The sequence below is a fragment of the Microbulbifer litoralis genome (assembly GCF_023634065.1).
Lineage (GTDB): Bacteria > Pseudomonadota > Gammaproteobacteria > Pseudomonadales > Cellvibrionaceae > Microbulbifer > Microbulbifer litoralis.
This window is the reverse complement of record NZ_JALKCV010000009.1, coordinates 1-16,846: the sequence shown is the minus strand read 5'-3', so window position 1 is coordinate 16,846 and position 16,846 is coordinate 1. Positions and strand designations below refer to the sequence as shown.

Here is a 16,846-nt window from a genome sequence, read left to right as displayed (position 1 = left end):
CACCCAATTCGCAAGTAAAGCTTTATTGAAACTCCCATGACAGAAAAATCACCCAGCCTCCGTGAGCAGCAAAAAGCCGCCACCCGCAATGAGCTCATCCGCATGGGTTTGTTGCTGTTTTTTGAGAATGGCTTCGCCAACACCACGGTTGACCAGATAGTCGAACCCCTGGGGATCGCCAAGCGCACCTTCTTTCGCTACTTCAAGGCGAAAGAGGACCTGGTCTTCGACTTTTACGAAGACAAGACCCCCACCCTGGTCCGCGAACTGAAGAACCGGCCAAAGGACGAATCGCCCTATGAGGCCGTGTGCAAAGCCCTCTCTACGCAACTGGACCTGTACGACGTCAATCCCGATTGGGCCTGGTCACTGGTCTGCCTGCTCAACGAAAACCCGGAATTGATGGGCAAAGGATTCGAGAAAAGGCTGACCCGGGAACAGGCCCTCGCGGCGGCACTGATTGAACGGGAAGGCAAAAACAAAATCACGCCGCTGAAGGCCAGGATCATCGTCGGCACAGCATTGATCGCGTGGCAGGCCGCACTGGATGAATGGTACGAGGGCGGAGGCAAATCCAAGCTCCGCCCCATCGTGAAGAAGGCGTTTTCCATCGCCGGTCAATAGCCGCAATCCGGTCGGTACGAAGCAATAACGCGCGCTGCTCGCACCGGTAATATCGAGGTATTCAATGAACTCTGACGCCACGCACACTGACGCCTCCGTTCGTCGCCCAGCCTGGATCAAGCGAGCCGGATATGCCCTCGGCGGTATCTCCGTGATCGCCACGGTGCTGCTTTTTACACTCCGCGAGCCGGACAGCGCCGCGACCGCGGACATCGTTCCGCCGGCGACAGCCGCCGCGGCGCTGACGGTAACCAGTGCCCGCCCACGGGAGGTAACCTGGCCTGTCACTCTGGAAGCCTATGGCACGATTGCCCCCTGGGAAGAGGCCAGCATCGGTGCACAGATCGGCGGTTACCAGCTCGTCGATGTGCTGGTCAATGTGGGTGACCCGGTCAAGAAGGGGCAGGTCCTTGCGCGCTTTGACCCCGCATTGCTGCTGGCCGAGCAGGCCGAACTCCAGGCCAGCGCCGACCAGGCAGCGGCCAACCGCGATCGCGCCCGGGCACTGCAGAGCAGCAATGCCATCAGCAAGCAGGATGTCCTGCAGGCGGTCACCCAGTCCAAAGTGGCTGACGCGGCGCTCGCAAAAAATCAATTGCAAGTGAAGTACACCGAGGTGCTCGCTCCAGATGACGGCGTCATCAGTGCGCGCACAGCAACCCTCGGCGCCACCATACCGCTGGGGCAGGAACTCTTCCGGATGATTCGCCAGGGCCGTCAGGAGTGGCGCGGTGAAGTCACTGCAACGCAACTTGCACAGATCGAGTCCGGGCAGGATGTCACCCTGCAGTTGCCCGATAACACGCTGGCGAGCGCGACCATTCGCCAGGCCTCTCCCCTGTTCGACCAAGCCTCGCGCCTCGCCACCGTCTATGCGGATATCCAGCCGGGCAGCAGTGCGCGGGCCGGAATGTACGTGGCGGGCAAAATCCAACTCGGGAACACCAGAGCGCTGGTGGTACCGGCGAAAAGTGTAGTGATCCGCGACGGGCGCAGCTATGTGCTTACCCTGTCGGCGCAGGACGATACTCCGCAAGTGGCCTTGCAACCGATCGCTGTCGGGCGCCGCTACGGCCAGGAAGTGGAAATCACGGAAGGGCTCGATGCCGACAGACATGTGGTGGTCGATGGTGCGGGCTTTCTGTCTGACGGCGATGTGGTACGGGTAGCCCCGAACGCACCGGCCGGGGGAGCAGCGCAATTATGAATTTTGCCACCTGGTCCATCCGCAACCCGATCCCTGCCATTCTGCTGTTTGTCCTGCTGACCTTTGCCGGTCTGTGGGGCTTCCGCAGCCTGCCGACGCAGGATCTGCCAGATCTCGACTTGCCCATGGTCACCGTGGCGCTGATGCAGCCCGGTGCCGCTCCGGCACAGCTCGAAACCGAAGTCGCGCGCAAGGTGGAAGATGCCCTCGCGCCCTTAAACGGTCTGCGCCACCTGCGCACCTCGGTCACCGATGGGTTGGTGTCGGTACAGGTGGAATTCAATCTGGAAAAAAACCTCTCCGATGCATTGATTGAAACCAAGAACGCGGTGGACAGCATCCGCTCGGATTTACCCACCGAATTGCAGGAACCCACCGTGAGCGCCCGCAGCAGTGTCGGCGATGCAGTACTGACTTACGCCGTGGCCTCATCCCGTCTGGATGAGGAAGCGCTGTCCTGGTACATCGATAATACATTGGCGAAAACCGTGCTGTCGGTGCCCGGTGTCGGCCGGTTTGATCGCGTGGGCGGTGTCCAGCGCGAAGTACAGATCGAAGTCGACCCGGTGCGCATGGCCGCGCTCGGAGTAACCGCAGCGGATGTTTCCCGGGCCCTGCGTCAGGTGCAGCAGCAGTCGTCGGGAGGCCGCAGCCAGCTCGGCGGCGAGGAGCAGTCCGTCCGTGTCATTGCCACGGTGGAACAGGCATCGCAGTTGGCCGCTATGCGCATTTCCCTGTCCGGTGGGCGCAGCCTGCGCCTGGACCAGGTGGCCACCGTCACCGACGGTACCGCCGAACACACCCAGGCCGCCCTGCTCGATGGCAAACCGGTGGTGGGGTTCAGTGTGTACCGCGCCCGCGGGTTCGACGAAGTGCGCATCGCCGAAGGCGTACGCGAAGCGCTGACGCAACTCCAGAAAGAAGACCCGACCCTTGAGCTGACATTTATTTCCGGTTCGGTCGATCACACCCTGGAGCAGTACCAGGGCTCGATGACCATGCTCTACGAAGGCGCCATTCTGGCGATCCTGGTAGTGTGGTTTTTCCTGCGCAACTGGCGCGCAACGATCATCTCGGCCACCGCACTGCCTCTGTCGATCCTGCCGGCGTTTGCCGCCATGGCATTGCTCGGCTATTCCCTCAATACCGTCACCCTGCTCGCACTCGCCGTGATCATCGGCTTGCTCGTGGATGACGCGATTGTGGAGGTGGAAAATATCGAGCGGCACCGACAGATGGGCAAGCCGATTCGCCAGGCGGCGGAAGATGCGGTCAATGAAATTGCGCTCGCAGTCATCGCCACCACCATGTGTCTGGTGGCCGTATTTATGCCCACCGCAATGATGTCTGGTATTCCCGGCATGATGTTCCGGCAATTTGGCTGGACCGCCGTCATTGCCGTTCTCGCATCGCTGCTGGTGGCCCGCCTGCTAACCCCGATGATGGCCGTGTATATGCTCAAGGGGGCACCGGCCAAGCCCCACGAAGATGGTGCCATCATGCGCTGGTATATGACGGCGGCACACTGGTGCCTGACGCACCGGCGCACCACCCTGTTCGGTGCGACGATTTTCTTTGTCGGGTCCCTTGCCTTGGTGCCGATGATCCCTTCGGGTTTTGTGCCCGCCTCGGACAGTGGTTACACCAACGTCAATATTGAATTGCCCCCGGGCAGCTCCCTGCGCAATACCCTTTCTATCGCGGAAGCGGCGCGATCCGCAGTGACCGATGTTGCCGGTGTTGAGCGTGTGTTTACCACCGTAGGCGAGCCACAACAGGCGGGCCCCGGTTCAACCCAGCCCGGCGATACGCGCAACGGCACGCTCACACTGATTCTTTCTCCACGCGATCAGCGGGAACCGCAGGTTGCCATCGAGAATGCGGTGCGCAAAGAGCTTGAAGCAGTACCCGGTGCGAGGTTCAGCATGAGCGGCGGCGGCCCTGGAGAGAAACTGCAGCTGCTGCTCGCCAGCGACAATGCACCGGCGCTGAAAGCCAGTGCGCAATCCCTGGAGCGGGAGCTCCGTGGCGTCGGCAGGCTGTCGAACATCACCTCCACCGCCAGCCTTGAGCGCCAGGAAATTGTCGTGCGCCCGGATGTGCAGCGCGCATCGGAACTCGGCGTCACCACCGCCGCCATTGCGGAAGTGGTGCGTGTTGCCACCAGTGGCGACTTCGATGCTCAGGTACCGCGCCTGAATCTGGATAACCGACAGGTTTATATCCGCGCGCGCATGGCCGACCATCTGCGCGAAGACATCAACACCCTGGCAAACCTGCAGGTGCCCGGACACAGTGGTCTTGTGCCTCTGTCGAGTGTTGCAGACCTGTCTGTGGAGAGCGGCCCGTCGCAGATTGACCGCTATGATCGCCAACGCTACGTGACCGTCACCGCGGACCTGGGTGGCACACCACTCAGTGAAGCACAGTCTGCCGCCATGGCACTGCCGAGCGTCCAGAACTTGCCATCCAGTGTTGCGCTAATTCAGACCGGCGATGCGGAAATCGCTGCAGAGTTCGCCATGGGGTTCGGCATGTCCATTCTCATGGGCCTCTTCTGTGTGTTCTCGGTGCTGGTGTTGCTATTCAAGCATTTTTTCCAGCCGATCACCATTCTCTCGGCGGTTCCACTTTCCATCGGTGGCGCCTTTGTCGCACTGCTCGTTGCCAATAGCGAGCTCAATGTTCCTTCGATGATCGGACTGGTCATGCTGATGGGCATTGTCACCAAGAACTCCATTCTGCTGGTGGAATACGCCGTACTCGGTATGCGCGAGCGCGGGCTGCCGTTGCACGAAGCATTACTTGACGCCTGCCATAAGCGTGCACGTCCGATCGTGATGACCACCATCGCCATGATCGCCGGCATGCTGCCCATCGCACTTGGCTTTGGCTCCGATGCCAGTTTCCGCCGCCCCATGTCCATGGCCGTTATCGGCGGGCTGCTCACCTCCACGGCGCTCAGCCTGCTGGTAGTGCCCGTGGTATTCACCTATGTGAGCGGCCTTGAACGCAGGCTGAAAAATACCTTCCGCCGCACCCAGGAAAAATCCCTTAACCCTTCAAAAAATGACTATACGGAGATAACCTCATGACGCTCACACCACTGACGTCGCGCCGGTTTACCTGCTCGGCCGCGCTGCTCGCGCTGTGTTCTTTCGAGGCCCGAGCTGAAGCAGAAAACCAGGAAGCAACACCGGAAGAAAGCCCATGGCGGGTCTTTCTGGGCGCCGGTGTTTTATCCATGCCTGAATTTGAGGGCAGCGATGACCAGCAAACCCGTGTACTCCCGATCATCAATGTGCGTTACAAACGCTTCTTTCTCGGCGGTGCGCCCGGTATTCAGGGTGGGCTCGGTTTCTACCTTTTTGAAAATGATAACTGGGACCTGGGTGCCGTGGTGTCACCGGATGTGATCGGCCCCCGGGAAGAATCCGATGATGCACGCCTGCGCGGACTTGGCGATATCGAGGCCACTACCCGTGCGGGTGTGTTTGGAAGCTATACCGCCGATTGGCTGTCACTGAACGCCAGTGTACTCACAGATGTGGGTGACAACGGCCAGGGCACCCAGGTCAATCTTGGGGCAACAGCGACCTACAAGGTCACCCCCCGTTTCCACCTGACCGCGAGTCCGGAAATTACCTGGGCGAATGACGAATACATGCAGATATTCTTTGGTGTCAACGAACAACAGGCGATCAACTCGGGCTATGCTCCCTACGAAGTGGATGCGGGCACATCACAGATGCGCCTTTCGCTGGGCACCCGCTATATATTGACGCCGCGTTGGGGGCTGGGCGCCAGTATTACCACAACGTACCTCCCGGATGACGCCGAGGACAGTCCCGCCGTGTTCGAGCAAAACCAATACTCCTACGGGCTATTTGTCACTTACCGCTTCTGAGCGACAGTTTTGTCAGCACAGTATTCGCAGGCAGGAAAAATCTATGGATTCATACGTACAACGATCACGCCGCAAGTCGATACGCCGGCGCCTTATCGCTATTTCCGTTATTGTTTTTCTTGTGGTTACCGGAAGCTTGCTCGTAGGGGCCTGCTCCCCCATGGGAAAAATTGAAGGCCCGGTTTATCGAGTGAGCTTCAGCGAATACCAGAGTGAAACCCTGGAGAAAATGCGCGATGCACGCCGCTATCAGAACTCTGGCCATGACTCCGAGTTGTGGTGGAATGCCCCGCGGGAATGGCAACCATCGGCAGTAGCACCGGGTCACAAGCCCAAGCGTGGTATCCTGCTGGTGCACGGACTTGGGGATTCTCCCTGGTCTTTTCATGATGTAGGTCAAGAGCTGGCCGCGCAGGGGTTTCTGGTGCGGACCGTCCTGCTACCAGGCCATGGCACCGATCCCGCAGACATGATTGAGGCAACCGCGGAACAGTGGCAAAAAGTGGTCTACCAACAGGCCCATGCATTGGCATCTGACGTGGAAGGTGAAGTATATCTGGGCGGGTTCTCCACCGGAGCCAACCTGATTCTGGATTACGCCTACCAACACCCCGAAGTCGCCGGGCTGGTACTCTTCTCCCCAGGTTTCAAGAGTATGCCCTTCGACTGGCTGGCACCACTGGTCTCGAAAGTGCGCCCCTGGATTATCACACCCGGCGAGGGTATCCCCACGCAGACCCCTGTACGCTATTTGAACGTTCCCACTAACGGCTACGCACAGTTTTACCGCACGAGCGTTGCGGCGCGAAAACTTCTCGAGCAAAACTATGAAAAACCCGTATTTATGGTCGTCGCGGAACACGACTCGGTACTCAATACGGATTATCTGCTGGATATTTTCCAAGACCGTTTTACACACCCAAAAAGCCGGTTGATCTGGTACGGCGACAAGCCAGAGCAACTGACCGAGAACAAAAGAGTATTGATCCGGGAAGATCACCTCCCGGAACACCGCATCAGCCAGTTCTCACATATGGGTGTGCTCTTTTCTCCAGAAAACCCGCTCTACGGCCGCGAAGGTAGCTTGCGTATCTGCCTGAACGGCATGGATGGCGATGAACGAAAAGCCTGCCAAGACGGTGCCGACGTCTGGTTTTCTGGTTGGGGTTACAGCGAGGAAGGCAAGGTACATGCGCGCCTGACCTTCAACCCCTATTTCCAGTGGCAGACTTCGGTGATGCTGGAGGTACTCGGTATCGAGCCAAGAGATTCCGAAAAAACTGCAATGCAGGCACTCTAGAACTCGAGAAGGCCCGGCAGGTCGCAGCCATCGTGGACGATGAAGCCCATGGCGAGCTCGAGGTTTTGCCTGCCAGGCTCGCCCTCGTCACTTATCGTATCATCCAGGAGTCATAGACCAACGTCATCAAACACACCGCTGCCGATATTCTCCAGTGATTAGCAAGGGAAGTATTCTACACGCCGAACAGGCCCAGTTGACCATCAACCAGACTATCAAAATCCAGCTCGATAAAGGGCAATATGGCATCGGCCACCGGTTTGAGCTGCTTGTCGATATAGCGCTGGTAATCGATCGGTGACTGGCGGTAATCCACGGGCTCCGGGCCATTGAGGGTGATCAGGTACCGAATCCAGCCCTTGTTCTGGTACCGGGGTGGCAGCCCCTGCTGGCGACGTATATCGTCGGCCAGCCGCGCCGCGCGCACTTGGGGTGGTACGTTTTTTATGTATTGATCCAGCTTGCGCCTGAGCCGCTTGCGATACACCAGCTGCTCGTCCATCTCCCCTGCCCGGGTTTTCTCCACCATCTCGCGGATATACTCGGATGGATCTTCACCGTGAAACACCATCCCGTAGAGCTGGGTCTGGAACTGCTTGGCCAGGGCCGTCCAGTCGCTGCGCACGGTTTCCAGGCCCTTGAATACCAGTTTTTCCTCATCCCCATTCACCACCAGGCCCGCATAGCGCTTCTTGGAGCCGGCCTCCGAGCCGCGAATGGTAGGCATCAGAAAGCGCTGGTAGTGGGTTTCGAATTCCAGTTCCAGGTCGCACTCCAGCGCCAGCTCTTCCTTGAGCTTGTGCCGCCAGCGCGTGTTGATCTCACTGGCCAGGTGCTTGCCGATCGCGTCTGCCTCATCAACGCTGGTTTGGCCGCTCAACCAGACAAAGGTGGAGTCGGTGTCGCCGTAGATGACCTGGTGACCCAGCTCCTCTATCCAGCGGGCCGTCTGTTGCATGATCTCGTGACCGCGCAAGGTGATGGAGCTGGCCAGGCGCGTGTCGTAGAAACGGCAGCCCCCGGAACCCAGCACGCCGTAGAAGGAGTTCATGATGATCTTGATGGCCTGGGAACGGGCGGCATCCTGCTCCCGCTTGGCGATATCCCGCTGGGCCCAGAGATCGGTAATGATGTCCGGCAGGAAGTGCTTGTCACGGGAAAAGCGCGCGCCGCGGAAACCGGGGATGCTGTTTTCATCTACCCGGCCCTCCTCCGATCCCTCTCCCGCTTCCTCGGCCAATCCCTCAATCAAGCCCATGGGATCGATCTTGAAGGTGCGGATAATGCTGGGGTAAAGGCTCTTGAAATCCAGCACCAGCACGTTGTCGTACAGGCCCGGCCGGGAGTCCATCACATAGCCGCCCGGGCTCGCCAGGCCGCCGTCTGCCGGCAGGTTGGGGGCCACATAGCGGCTGCGGTGCAGTTTGGGCAGGTAGAGATTGGTGAAGGCCGCCACCGAGCCGCCGCTGCGGTCGAGCTCCAGGCCGGTGAGCTGGGCCCGCAGGCGCAGGTAATCCAGCAGCCGGGTGTGCTGGAATATGTCCCAGACCAGGCGGCAGTCTTCCAGGTTGTAGGCGGCCAGCTTGGGCTTGTTGTGGCGAAAGTCGTGTTCAATCACGCCCAGGCGGTTGTCCACGTCCTCGGTGTCCTTGCCCCGGCCCAGCAGGGTTTGTGCCACGAACTCCAGGCTGAAGCTTTCGAAGCTGTAGGTGGCGCTCTTCAGGCCGTCGATGCCGTCCAGTACCACCCGGCCCGGCAGCGTCACGAAGCCCTGGCTGCCCTCCCGGCCATCCCGCCAGCGGGCATCAGCGCCGCCGCGGCCAAGCTTCAGGCGCAGGCCATGGCGTGCGGCCCTCTTCAGCAGCAGCCGAAAGTCGAAGTCCACCACCGACCAGCCGATGATGATGTCCGGGTCCAGTTGTTTGAACCTGTCCTCCAGGGCTTTAAGCAGGGCCCGTTCGTCATCCACCCAGCGAATGGTGGTTTCAGCACTTTCAGGCAGGCCCACCATCAGCACCTCCTCCACGCCATCGCCGTAGAGACCGATGGAATACAGCTCACCCTGGCCGGAGCACTCTACGTCCAGAGAAACCACTGTGAAATCCGGCTGCACCTCGGCGCCCCTGAGGCGCGCCTTCCGATATTCCGTATAGCCGTCTTTGGCCTGGGCCACACCTTCAAAATAGAGGCCACCCCGAGCAAAGCGTTCCATCAGGTAGCGGTCGTGGAGACGAAAGTCCCCTTCCAGCACCTCGATACCGCGATTCTGCAACAGGGCCTGGGCCCGGCGGTGAGCGTCGATCGTGGGGAAATACAGCATGGCCGCCTCCTCGCGGCCAAAAGTCTGGAAGCCCAGCTGTTGCCAATCACAGGGCACGCCGGCCAGAGCCTCGATCACCTGGGCCCGGTCCGCCACCTTCACCATAAAGACAGGGCGCTCCCCCTCAATAACCAGCTTGACCGGGCCCTCGGGCGTGGCCAGCCAGTAGTGGATACAGGTGCTGCCGCGCTGATCAAAGCTGTGGCGGCTGAGGAGAAATCCTTGGGGCAAGAGGCTATTCCGGGTTGTGGCTTGGGCTGAAGATTTGTGTCATTCTACTGGATAAATACACAGATATCAGCAACGGCCAGAACCGGCCGAGAGGTCCCTGTCGGCCTACCAAGCCGAACGGAGAAAAACGCAGCGAAAGCAGCCTAAGTTGTCCGCAGAACCCAGGAGACAACAGTATTGAGGTCTGCCGTCCTCACCACGAAAGCCGGGCGGCTACACGCGCCTCATCAGCCTGTAATGAAAACGACCAGCCATTGCGTTCACACAGCCGTTGAACGATACCCAGCCCCAGACCATACCCATGGGACAACGACGCCTCGACCGGTGTGTGCCGCTCATCAACTTCACTACTCACCTGATTGGTGACGAATAGCGCGTGCTCTTTGATGTGAATCGTGATCGGTCCCTGCCCGTCAAGCGTGTGCTCGAATGCATTTCGCACCAGATTATTGACCGCGATAGAAAAAGCCTGTGAATGTCCGCAGGCAATGGGCTTGTCCAGATCATCAATCTCAACATCGTTCAAGTCGATTTCAACATCGACGAGCTTGCCGTTCAACAGATGGCGCTGTTGATCTATCGCCTGGCTTACCAGCGGCATCACTGAAAACTGATCGTCGTACAAGCCATCGTCAGTTTCACGCGCGAGGCACAGGAACATTTCAATCGTGGCTTTCATTTCGAACGTCGCACGCCTCACGCGATCAACCACTTTCGCATCGGTAGCTGACAGATCGCTTTGCTCCAACAGCTCAAGCGCGCCTATTATCACCGTGATCGGCGTCCGCAACTCATGACTGGCTGAACCGGTAAAGTATCTCTCCCTTTCAACAAATGCGCTGACCCGCTCTAGCGTCTTCTCAATAGTCCTGGCGAGCACGCCAACCTCATCATCGCCAAACCGGCTGGACTCTATGCGTTTATGATCTTCGGCCGATAGTTTTTCCGGGTCGATGTCCGCGACCACTTTGGCGAGTTGTGCAACAGGGGCGACCGCTCTGCGCATCACAAGAACTCCCAGCCCGAAACCAAGAGCACCGAGTGTACCCACAACTCCGATGATAACGAGCAGCCACCACCAATCCTCTGATGACGCAGCCTCAATCCCGGCAACGTCGAAAACCACAAAGGCATTTCGCTGTTCGTTGTCGACAGGTACTACCGCAACATGCAACTCTTCGGCCTGGAATTCGTACAACCCCTCATCGGGGTTTGTCTGCGCCCACTCCCTGAGTGATTCCGGCAAGCTACCAACCTCATCGTATCCGCGAAGGTTCATCGCCAGAGAGGGATAGCTTTCGGCGGCATGCTGTAGCTGACGCGTCAGCACACGGTCTTCGCTCAACCTGATCGCAGAGAAGAAAGCGAACCCCCAGGCCACGCTGAGTACAGCAACACACATCGCAAATGCAATGGCGACACGCTTGCGTAAACTGTACCGGTACATTACTGAACATCCTCTGCAATTCGGTACCCGATGCGATGCACCGTATGAATCAGCGGGCTATCAAACGGCCTGTCGATCGCCTGCCGCAGCTTATACATATGCGAGCGAAGCGCATCACCATCGGGGCGCTCGTCAGCCCACAACAAAGTTTCCAGATCATCGCGAGCCACAACAGACGGCGCCGTCTCCATCAATCGCTGAAGCAGTCTCATGCCCGCAGGGGTGAGATCGATCTGCCGCCCCGCGCGATGCACTTCCAGCGTGGACCGATTCATCGTCAGGTCACCTACCGTTAACAGGTTCGCGGTCTTTCCGTGACTGCGCTTGTACAGCGCCTGCAGCCGCGCATGGAGCTCTTGTAATGCGAAAGGCTTGACCAGATAGTCATCGGCGCCCGCCTCGAACCCCTTGAGCTTGTCATCAAGCGTATCTCTCGCCGTCAGCATAAGCACGGGCGTTTCCACTGCGGCATCCGCTCGTAGCTTTTGGCAGAAACTCAGGCCATCCATTCTCGGAAGCATCAGGTCCAGAACAATGACGTCGAACCGATTCGTCAACGCCAGGTGCATCGCGCTTACACCGTCATAGGCAAAATCCATAACATAGCGATGCTTTTCAAGATACGCGGCAATGTTCTCGCAAATGTCGCGGTTGTCTTCGACAATCAACACTCTGATCGGCGCCGCACCAAGCGCATGTACCATCTGTTGCCCCCCTTACCAGGCACGATTTACCAGGCCTGATTTACCAGGCACTATTCACCAGGCGTAATCCAGCCGCAGACCAATAAGCGGCTCGGCTTCGCTATCGTCTTCCACTTCAACACCTCGGCGGTAGTCAAACTCGGTGTCGTCGCTCGACGACGCTGCCGTTACGTTGATGACATCGAGAAAGGCTGTCACATCGATGGGGCCGAATGCGCGCCGGTAGTCAACGCGAACGTTCAACAAGCCGGAACCGCTTTTACGACCAACATTGCGCTCAGTGATCTCTTTCGCGTAGCGTAGAGGTTGCCCAGCTCCCAATACGTCTGAGTGAATAATAAACACGTCGTCCGGCCTGCCGGACAGATATTTGTAGCGCCCGGCCACCTTCCAGCGGTCGCTGATTTCCCAGGTCAGGCCGAGGGTCGCCACATGCTCGCGACTGAATTCGGCGGCAACGGCACCGCGACCATCTTTCCGGTCGACCGTGGCATCGTTATACGAGTAGGTTGCGGTCGCGTAAATGCCCTCACGAATCGTACCGTTGGCCACGATATCGACACCGTACGATGTACCATCACCGATGTTTGCAAAGGTTCCGCTTGCTCGGTCAAGGTCTACCACCAGGTTGTCGAGGTTTTGATAATAGGCTTCAGTCAACACCGACCAGCTGTTGTTCGGGAAATATTCATAACCGATACTACCGTGCGTAATTACTTCGGTCTCAAGGTCATTCGACTCGTTAGCGGCAAGGTCTAAAAACCGTGGCGACTGATGAAAGAGCCCTGCGGTCGCAAAATATCTAACCGTTTTATTCGGCCACCAATTGATGCTGAACCTGGGCGATGCGAAACTCTCATCTGCAAAACCGTCCCGCTCCAACCGCACCCCTGTGCGAAAATCCCAATCGCCGAGCTCAAAAACCTGTTCTGCGTAACCTGCGTAGCTCGTTTCTTTCTGACGCAGTGAAGAGTTGATGCTCGCGGGAGTCAGCACAATAAAGCGCTGATCTGGGTCTTCTCTAAAATCATCGCCGTCGTAGACAAATCGGATCCAGTCGCCATCAAGGACGGTATTATAGTCCAGTTCAATTTGCGTTACTCGAGCACCGGCACTGAACGCGCCCCATTGATTCACTGTCTCGAAGTCGCTTCGCCAGCCGGTCTCTGTCTCATCCTCACCGATGGTAATAATGTCTTCTCGCACGGGAAAACTGGACGCGGGCGATCCCTCCGGCACGAGATCGGGAAATGCTTCTCCCTCAGAACTGATCTTGTCGCTTGTGCGGTAGTAAACCCTGTTGGCCCAGACAGCTTCGTCACCGATCAATGATCGCAATGTGAAGCCGTACAAATCGCTATCCTGTTCAGAATATTGAAGCGCAGCATCTTCGAAATTGGGCGACGCAAAAACATGATTCACATCGCGAAAATAGTCTTCATGTGTATCGATCAAAAGAACTTCAAAGGTATTGTTCTGGTTGATTGGCATGACCGACTTTACGATGACGTCTCTCAGGACAGGAGCTCCAATATCGAGTTCCTCGATCGTTTCAAAAAATGAGCCGAAGTCCAATCGACGAGCAGAAACGAGCAAAGTAGAGTCTTCAGTGACACCGGAAGGCCCGTCGTAACCCACTTCATAGCCCGCAAGGTCGAGGCGCAGACTTGCTGAAGGGCTTGGATTGCCATCAGCGACTTCCAGTTTGAGTAACGATGCCGCCCGGCCGCCATAAGCCGCACTCCACCCACCCGGTGAAAATTCTGCACCACTGATCACGTTCGGTGCGAAAATCGAGAAACGGCCGCCACCACCAACATCTTCCTCTTCACCCAGTGTCGCATCAAAGTGTATCGCCTTATCAAAGGGAAATTCATCAACGAACAGTAAATTATCCCGGGGGCCACGGCCGCGTACGCTAAAGCTCGCGAATTCGCTGGCGGATGCCAGGCCAGGTAAACCGTCCAGCGACAGGAGCGGATCTGCGCCACCGCCAACAGCACTACGCAACGCTTCTCTATCGAGATAGGTGCTGTTAACGGATAATACTTCAGCCTGCTGCCCGAGAACCGACACTTCCTCAAGTGCCTGCTCTCCAAGTTCGAATTCAAGCTTGATATTTTTGCGCGTAACCACGCGTACGCTTGGCTCAAACAATGCATTGAACCCGCCTTTGGCCACCCTCACCGAGTAAAGGCCGGGATCGAGCTGTTCAACGACAATGCGACCTTGTGCGTCGGTTTCTACAGATCGCGTGGAATTGGTATCCCGTTCCTCAATCGTTACCTGCACGTCTGAGAGTGGCCGGTCAGTGTTCTGATCTCTGACGATGAAAGTCAGCGCACCGGGCGCCTCTGCTGCGTGGGTAAAAAGTGGACACCCAACCAGGAGCGCCGATAGAGTCAACCACGATACCTGTCTCAATTGCCTGCTCATGTTGCTATCCCTCCAACGATCTGCCGTATTTATTTGATGAAACGCTGGGAGGTTAGCAACGCCAATGTGACTAAAAAGTCGCTGGGATGTGAAAGCTGCATCAGAGCCTGGATGGCTACAGCTGGTCCAACTCAAGGGCAATGCCGGCGCCACGCTATGTAACGCGGCGTGCGGGACGTTTTGAAACGCCACTTGCGCCTCATTTTTCCTGACTGTCGTCTATATCTAGCATTTTGAGCGAACCAGCCCTGGCGGGCAATCTGATTGCCACGGTCTATTTGGTCTATCTGCTGATACGAGGAGTGCCAGGCCACCCCATTGGTACCTTTCTAGCCCTGGAAGCTTCGTATGCCATCCTGCTGGATGGGTATGCGGGCAGGCCTGGCCAGCGGTAGCTGAAGCGCCGACTGCCTGATTCCAAGGCGAAATAAAGCTCCAAGGCGGCGCCCGTCACGGCGAAATCGTTCAACTTTTGAACAATCAAGATCAGATCAATATTCTGGCCCTACATACTCTCAATTGGATTAGCGCCATTAAAGTTGATTTGAACCATTTATTGGTATCATGGTACAACCTATGAAGCCAGCGCCAATATTGACCCTGCTGTGCAGACACTAGAGAATTCCCGGCATTAGCAACGGACTGCATAGGTAGATAGTATGCCAAAGCAAGAAAGAGCCCCGGGTGCCCCTCCCGTAGCCCCATCTCCTCTGGAACTAGCTATTTATGAGCTAGAGCAGAAAGCTAAAGCGCACCACCGCAAGTTAGCAGAATGCGCACCTGCCGATGAAACTCCAGAACAGGCTCTGGAGAGAGAGCAAGCCAGGAAAAGGGACTGGGATCATTTGCAGCAACAGAGGCGGCACATAGAAGTGCTCGCGGATTTACAGGCAAAGCTCGAACTCTATCGAACGGCCAATAAATCGAAATCTGCAAATGAACTGCTTAAGGAAAAACATCACCCAACCAATGTCCTCGCAAGTCACCTGACAGCGGTTCATGAGCCAAAACCAAGTGAACACCATGATGCCCACCACATCATAATGGGAACTGGTCGACACCGAAAACCGAGAATGATGCGTGCCCGGCTCAACATGCATATTCATGGCATTGGTATCAATGATCCGCAGAATGGTGCATGGCTCCCCAGAAAGTACGAACACAAAGGTCACTGGGCATGCCCTCAAGCCCCTGCTCACAAAGAGATTCACCGCTACAACTATGAAACCTGGATTACTGACCTCTTCTCATTGCCCGGTTTAACCGAGCTGACCGTCACGAGTCGCCTTAGAGAAGTCAAAACAATGCTAAAATTTGGCGGCTACCCAGATAAGATCACCATGCCAAAAGATTATGAATGGACGGCAGAATCATGAATACCCTGTACCAACTGAAGCAAATTCCAGAAAGATTCATGGCACTGCAATTAGATGTCGTTCAATTGGCCGACCAGCTTGGAGATATAGAATTGCTCGATACATTGATGCAATTCCCCGCATCAAATGAACCACTCTCTTCTATTTGGAAAGATTCAGTATCCGATGACTTTCAGCCGCTCTCTTTAACCAGCACTGAAATCCCAGACATTTCGCTCTGGGATGCAACCTGTTTGGTACTGAATGAAAAAGCATTTAATGCACTGAATCGGTATTTAAAGCATGAGGGAGAGTTTCTACCTATTACTGCCAATGGAGAAAAAATGCACATCTTCAATTGCCAAGCGTTCGGCAAAGAAGATAAGTCGCTTACGGTAAAGAAATATGTGAATGGAACTGATTTTGGATTAGAGCACCTTGCCTTCGATGAGGATGACGTGGCACAGCGTTTTGTATTTAAATCAGAAATGAAAGGCTGTAACACTCTTTATTGTACATCTTCATTCAAAGCTCTATGTAAAGAATTCAGCTTGGAGGGTTTGCGATTCGATGGAGACTTGGTAAGTCCATTTTAAACGTTTATCGGATTAGAATACATGACCTTCCGCCCTTTTATTTGATATCAGATATCGGGAAAACCCAGGTGCTGAGTAAAACAACATTTTTTCTAAATATAACAATAAATGGGTTCCGCCATCACAGGGAATCCGATGTCTGGTTTTGGCTGGGTGACATGAGGACGATATGAAGCAAGTTATTGTTCTGGCAATTTGCAGCCTGCTTCTCACTGCTTGCAGCATGGAAGAGCGCCCGCTCTACACCATTTACGAGAACACGCTCCCGGACCAGAGCCCCACTATTCAGCTCGATCCTGAAGCGGGCCTAGCAAACATGGATCAGGTCACAGCCGGGCTTAAGGGTGATGACCTCTCCAAATTCAACCGCTCATTGGAGTGGTACGGTACCGAGTCCCATTTTGGGCTGAATAGGATCGAAGGCAAGACGGCCAGGCAGCTGGTCGACCTGGTCAACTGTTTGAAGCAGGAAGCCCCTGAACTCCAGAAGGCCGCCTGTTTCGAGTAGCATCTACAGGAGGATAGCGAGTTCCGGCGTCCGCGCAGCAGGTGTGAAAGCTCCAGAATGGCTGTTCACGCTCGCCGGAATACGCAAGGAGCTTTCAATAGCGCATTCAGTGAGAATGTTAAAGCTTTGATTTCCGTAAGTGATCAGTCTTCCCCACCCTCGGCCTGAACCGACTTTTCTGTTAGCGCCACGTAAGTGATCAGTCTTCCCT

At 56.5% G+C, this 16,846-nt stretch carries 12 protein-coding genes; 8 read left to right on the top strand and 4 right to left on the bottom strand.

All coding sequences use genetic code 11. The features are described 5' to 3' along the window. Positions 1-36 precede the first annotated feature (36 nt). The 5 genes from MWN76_RS13810 to MWN76_RS13790 all read left to right on the top strand — a co-directional run bounded on the left by MWN76_RS13810 (position 37) and on the right by MWN76_RS13790 (position 7,038). Entirely contained in the window at positions 37-624 is a 588-nt protein-coding gene (locus MWN76_RS13810) for a TetR/AcrR family transcriptional regulator (RefSeq protein ID WP_250462066.1), read from the top strand. 64 nt (positions 625-688) lie between these two features. Next, positions 689-1,831 (top strand): efflux RND transporter periplasmic adaptor subunit, encoded by a 1,143-nt coding sequence (locus MWN76_RS13805; RefSeq protein ID WP_250462064.1) that lies wholly within the window; start codon positions 689-691, stop codon positions 1,829-1,831. Further along, positions 1,828-4,926, top strand: a complete 3,099-nt coding sequence (locus tag MWN76_RS13800; protein WP_250462063.1) for an efflux RND transporter permease subunit — start codon at positions 1,828-1,830, stop codon at positions 4,924-4,926. The genes MWN76_RS13805 and MWN76_RS13800 overlap by 4 nt, the downstream gene beginning before the upstream one ends. Beyond that, a complete protein-coding gene (locus tag MWN76_RS13795; protein WP_250462062.1) occupies positions 4,923-5,738 on the top strand; it encodes a MipA/OmpV family protein in 816 nt (271 codons plus the stop codon). Before MWN76_RS13800 ends, MWN76_RS13795 begins: the two co-directional genes overlap by 4 nt. 43 nt (positions 5,739-5,781) lie before the next feature. After that, positions 5,782-7,038 (top strand): alpha/beta fold hydrolase, encoded by a 1,257-nt coding sequence (locus tag MWN76_RS13790; RefSeq protein WP_250462060.1) that lies wholly within the window; start codon positions 5,782-5,784, stop codon positions 7,036-7,038. A 175-nt stretch (positions 7,039-7,213) separates the two neighbouring features. On the opposite strand, the gene MWN76_RS13785 is transcribed toward MWN76_RS13790, so the two are convergent. The 4 genes from MWN76_RS13785 to MWN76_RS13770 all read right to left on the bottom strand — a co-directional run bounded on the left by MWN76_RS13785 (position 7,214) and on the right by MWN76_RS13770 (position 14,176). After that, a complete protein-coding gene (locus MWN76_RS13785; RefSeq protein WP_250462058.1) occupies positions 7,214-9,589 on the bottom strand; it encodes a DNA polymerase II in 2,376 nt (791 codons plus the stop codon). A 193-nt stretch (positions 9,590-9,782) separates the two neighbouring features. Beyond that, entirely contained in the window at positions 9,783-11,036 is a 1,254-nt protein-coding gene (locus MWN76_RS13780) for a sensor histidine kinase (RefSeq protein ID WP_250462056.1), read from the bottom strand. Next, entirely contained in the window at positions 11,036-11,740 is a 705-nt protein-coding gene (locus tag MWN76_RS13775; protein ID WP_284500513.1) for a response regulator transcription factor, read from the bottom strand. The genes MWN76_RS13780 and MWN76_RS13775 overlap by 1 nt, the downstream gene beginning before the upstream one ends. Positions 11,741-11,794: 54 nt before the next feature. After that, positions 11,795-14,176 carry a TonB-dependent receptor gene (locus MWN76_RS13770; protein ID WP_250462054.1) on the bottom strand — a complete coding sequence of 794 codons (2,382 nt, stop codon included), beginning with the start codon at positions 14,174-14,176 and terminating at the stop codon, positions 11,795-11,797. A 659-nt stretch (positions 14,177-14,835) separates the two neighbouring features. Between MWN76_RS13770 and MWN76_RS13765 the strand changes: the two genes are divergently transcribed. From MWN76_RS13765 to MWN76_RS13755, 3 genes are all read left to right on the top strand, one after another. Then, positions 14,836-15,552 (top strand): AHH domain-containing protein, encoded by a 717-nt coding sequence (locus tag MWN76_RS13765; RefSeq protein WP_250462052.1) that lies wholly within the window; start codon positions 14,836-14,838, stop codon positions 15,550-15,552. Then, entirely contained in the window at positions 15,549-16,127 is a 579-nt protein-coding gene (locus MWN76_RS13760) for a hypothetical protein (protein WP_250462050.1), read from the top strand. Before MWN76_RS13765 ends, MWN76_RS13760 begins: the two co-directional genes overlap by 4 nt. Positions 16,128-16,296: 169 nt before the next feature. Further along, on the top strand, positions 16,297-16,635 hold the full coding sequence (locus tag MWN76_RS13755) for a hypothetical protein (RefSeq protein ID WP_250462049.1): 339 nt from the start codon (positions 16,297-16,299) through the stop codon (positions 16,633-16,635). Positions 16,636-16,846: the final 211 nt, after the last annotated feature.

Coding starts and splice junctions, on each gene's coding strand:
- MWN76_RS13810 (WP_250462066.1), top strand. CDS start 37: ATGACAGAAAAATCACCCAGCCTCCGTGAGCAGCAAAAAGCCGCCACC.
- MWN76_RS13805 (WP_250462064.1), top strand. CDS start 689: ATGAACTCTGACGCCACGCACACTGACGCCTCCGTTCGTCGCCCAGCC.
- MWN76_RS13800 (WP_250462063.1), top strand. CDS start 1,828: ATGAATTTTGCCACCTGGTCCATCCGCAACCCGATCCCTGCCATTCTG.
- MWN76_RS13795 (WP_250462062.1), top strand. CDS start 4,923: ATGACGCTCACACCACTGACGTCGCGCCGGTTTACCTGCTCGGCCGCG.
- MWN76_RS13790 (WP_250462060.1), top strand. CDS start 5,782: ATGGATTCATACGTACAACGATCACGCCGCAAGTCGATACGCCGGCGC.
- MWN76_RS13780 (WP_250462056.1), bottom strand. CDS start 11,036: ATGTACCGGTACAGTTTACGCAAGCGTGTCGCCATTGCATTTGCGATG.
- MWN76_RS13775 (WP_284500513.1), bottom strand. CDS start 11,740: ATGGTACATGCGCTTGGTGCGGCGCCGATCAGAGTGTTGATTGTCGAA.
- MWN76_RS13770 (WP_250462054.1), bottom strand. CDS start 14,176: ATGAGCAGGCAATTGAGACAGGTATCGTGGTTGACTCTATCGGCGCTC.
- MWN76_RS13765 (WP_250462052.1), top strand. CDS start 14,836: ATGCCAAAGCAAGAAAGAGCCCCGGGTGCCCCTCCCGTAGCCCCATCT.
- MWN76_RS13760 (WP_250462050.1), top strand. CDS start 15,549: ATGAATACCCTGTACCAACTGAAGCAAATTCCAGAAAGATTCATGGCA.
- MWN76_RS13755 (WP_250462049.1), top strand. CDS start 16,297: ATGAAGCAAGTTATTGTTCTGGCAATTTGCAGCCTGCTTCTCACTGCT.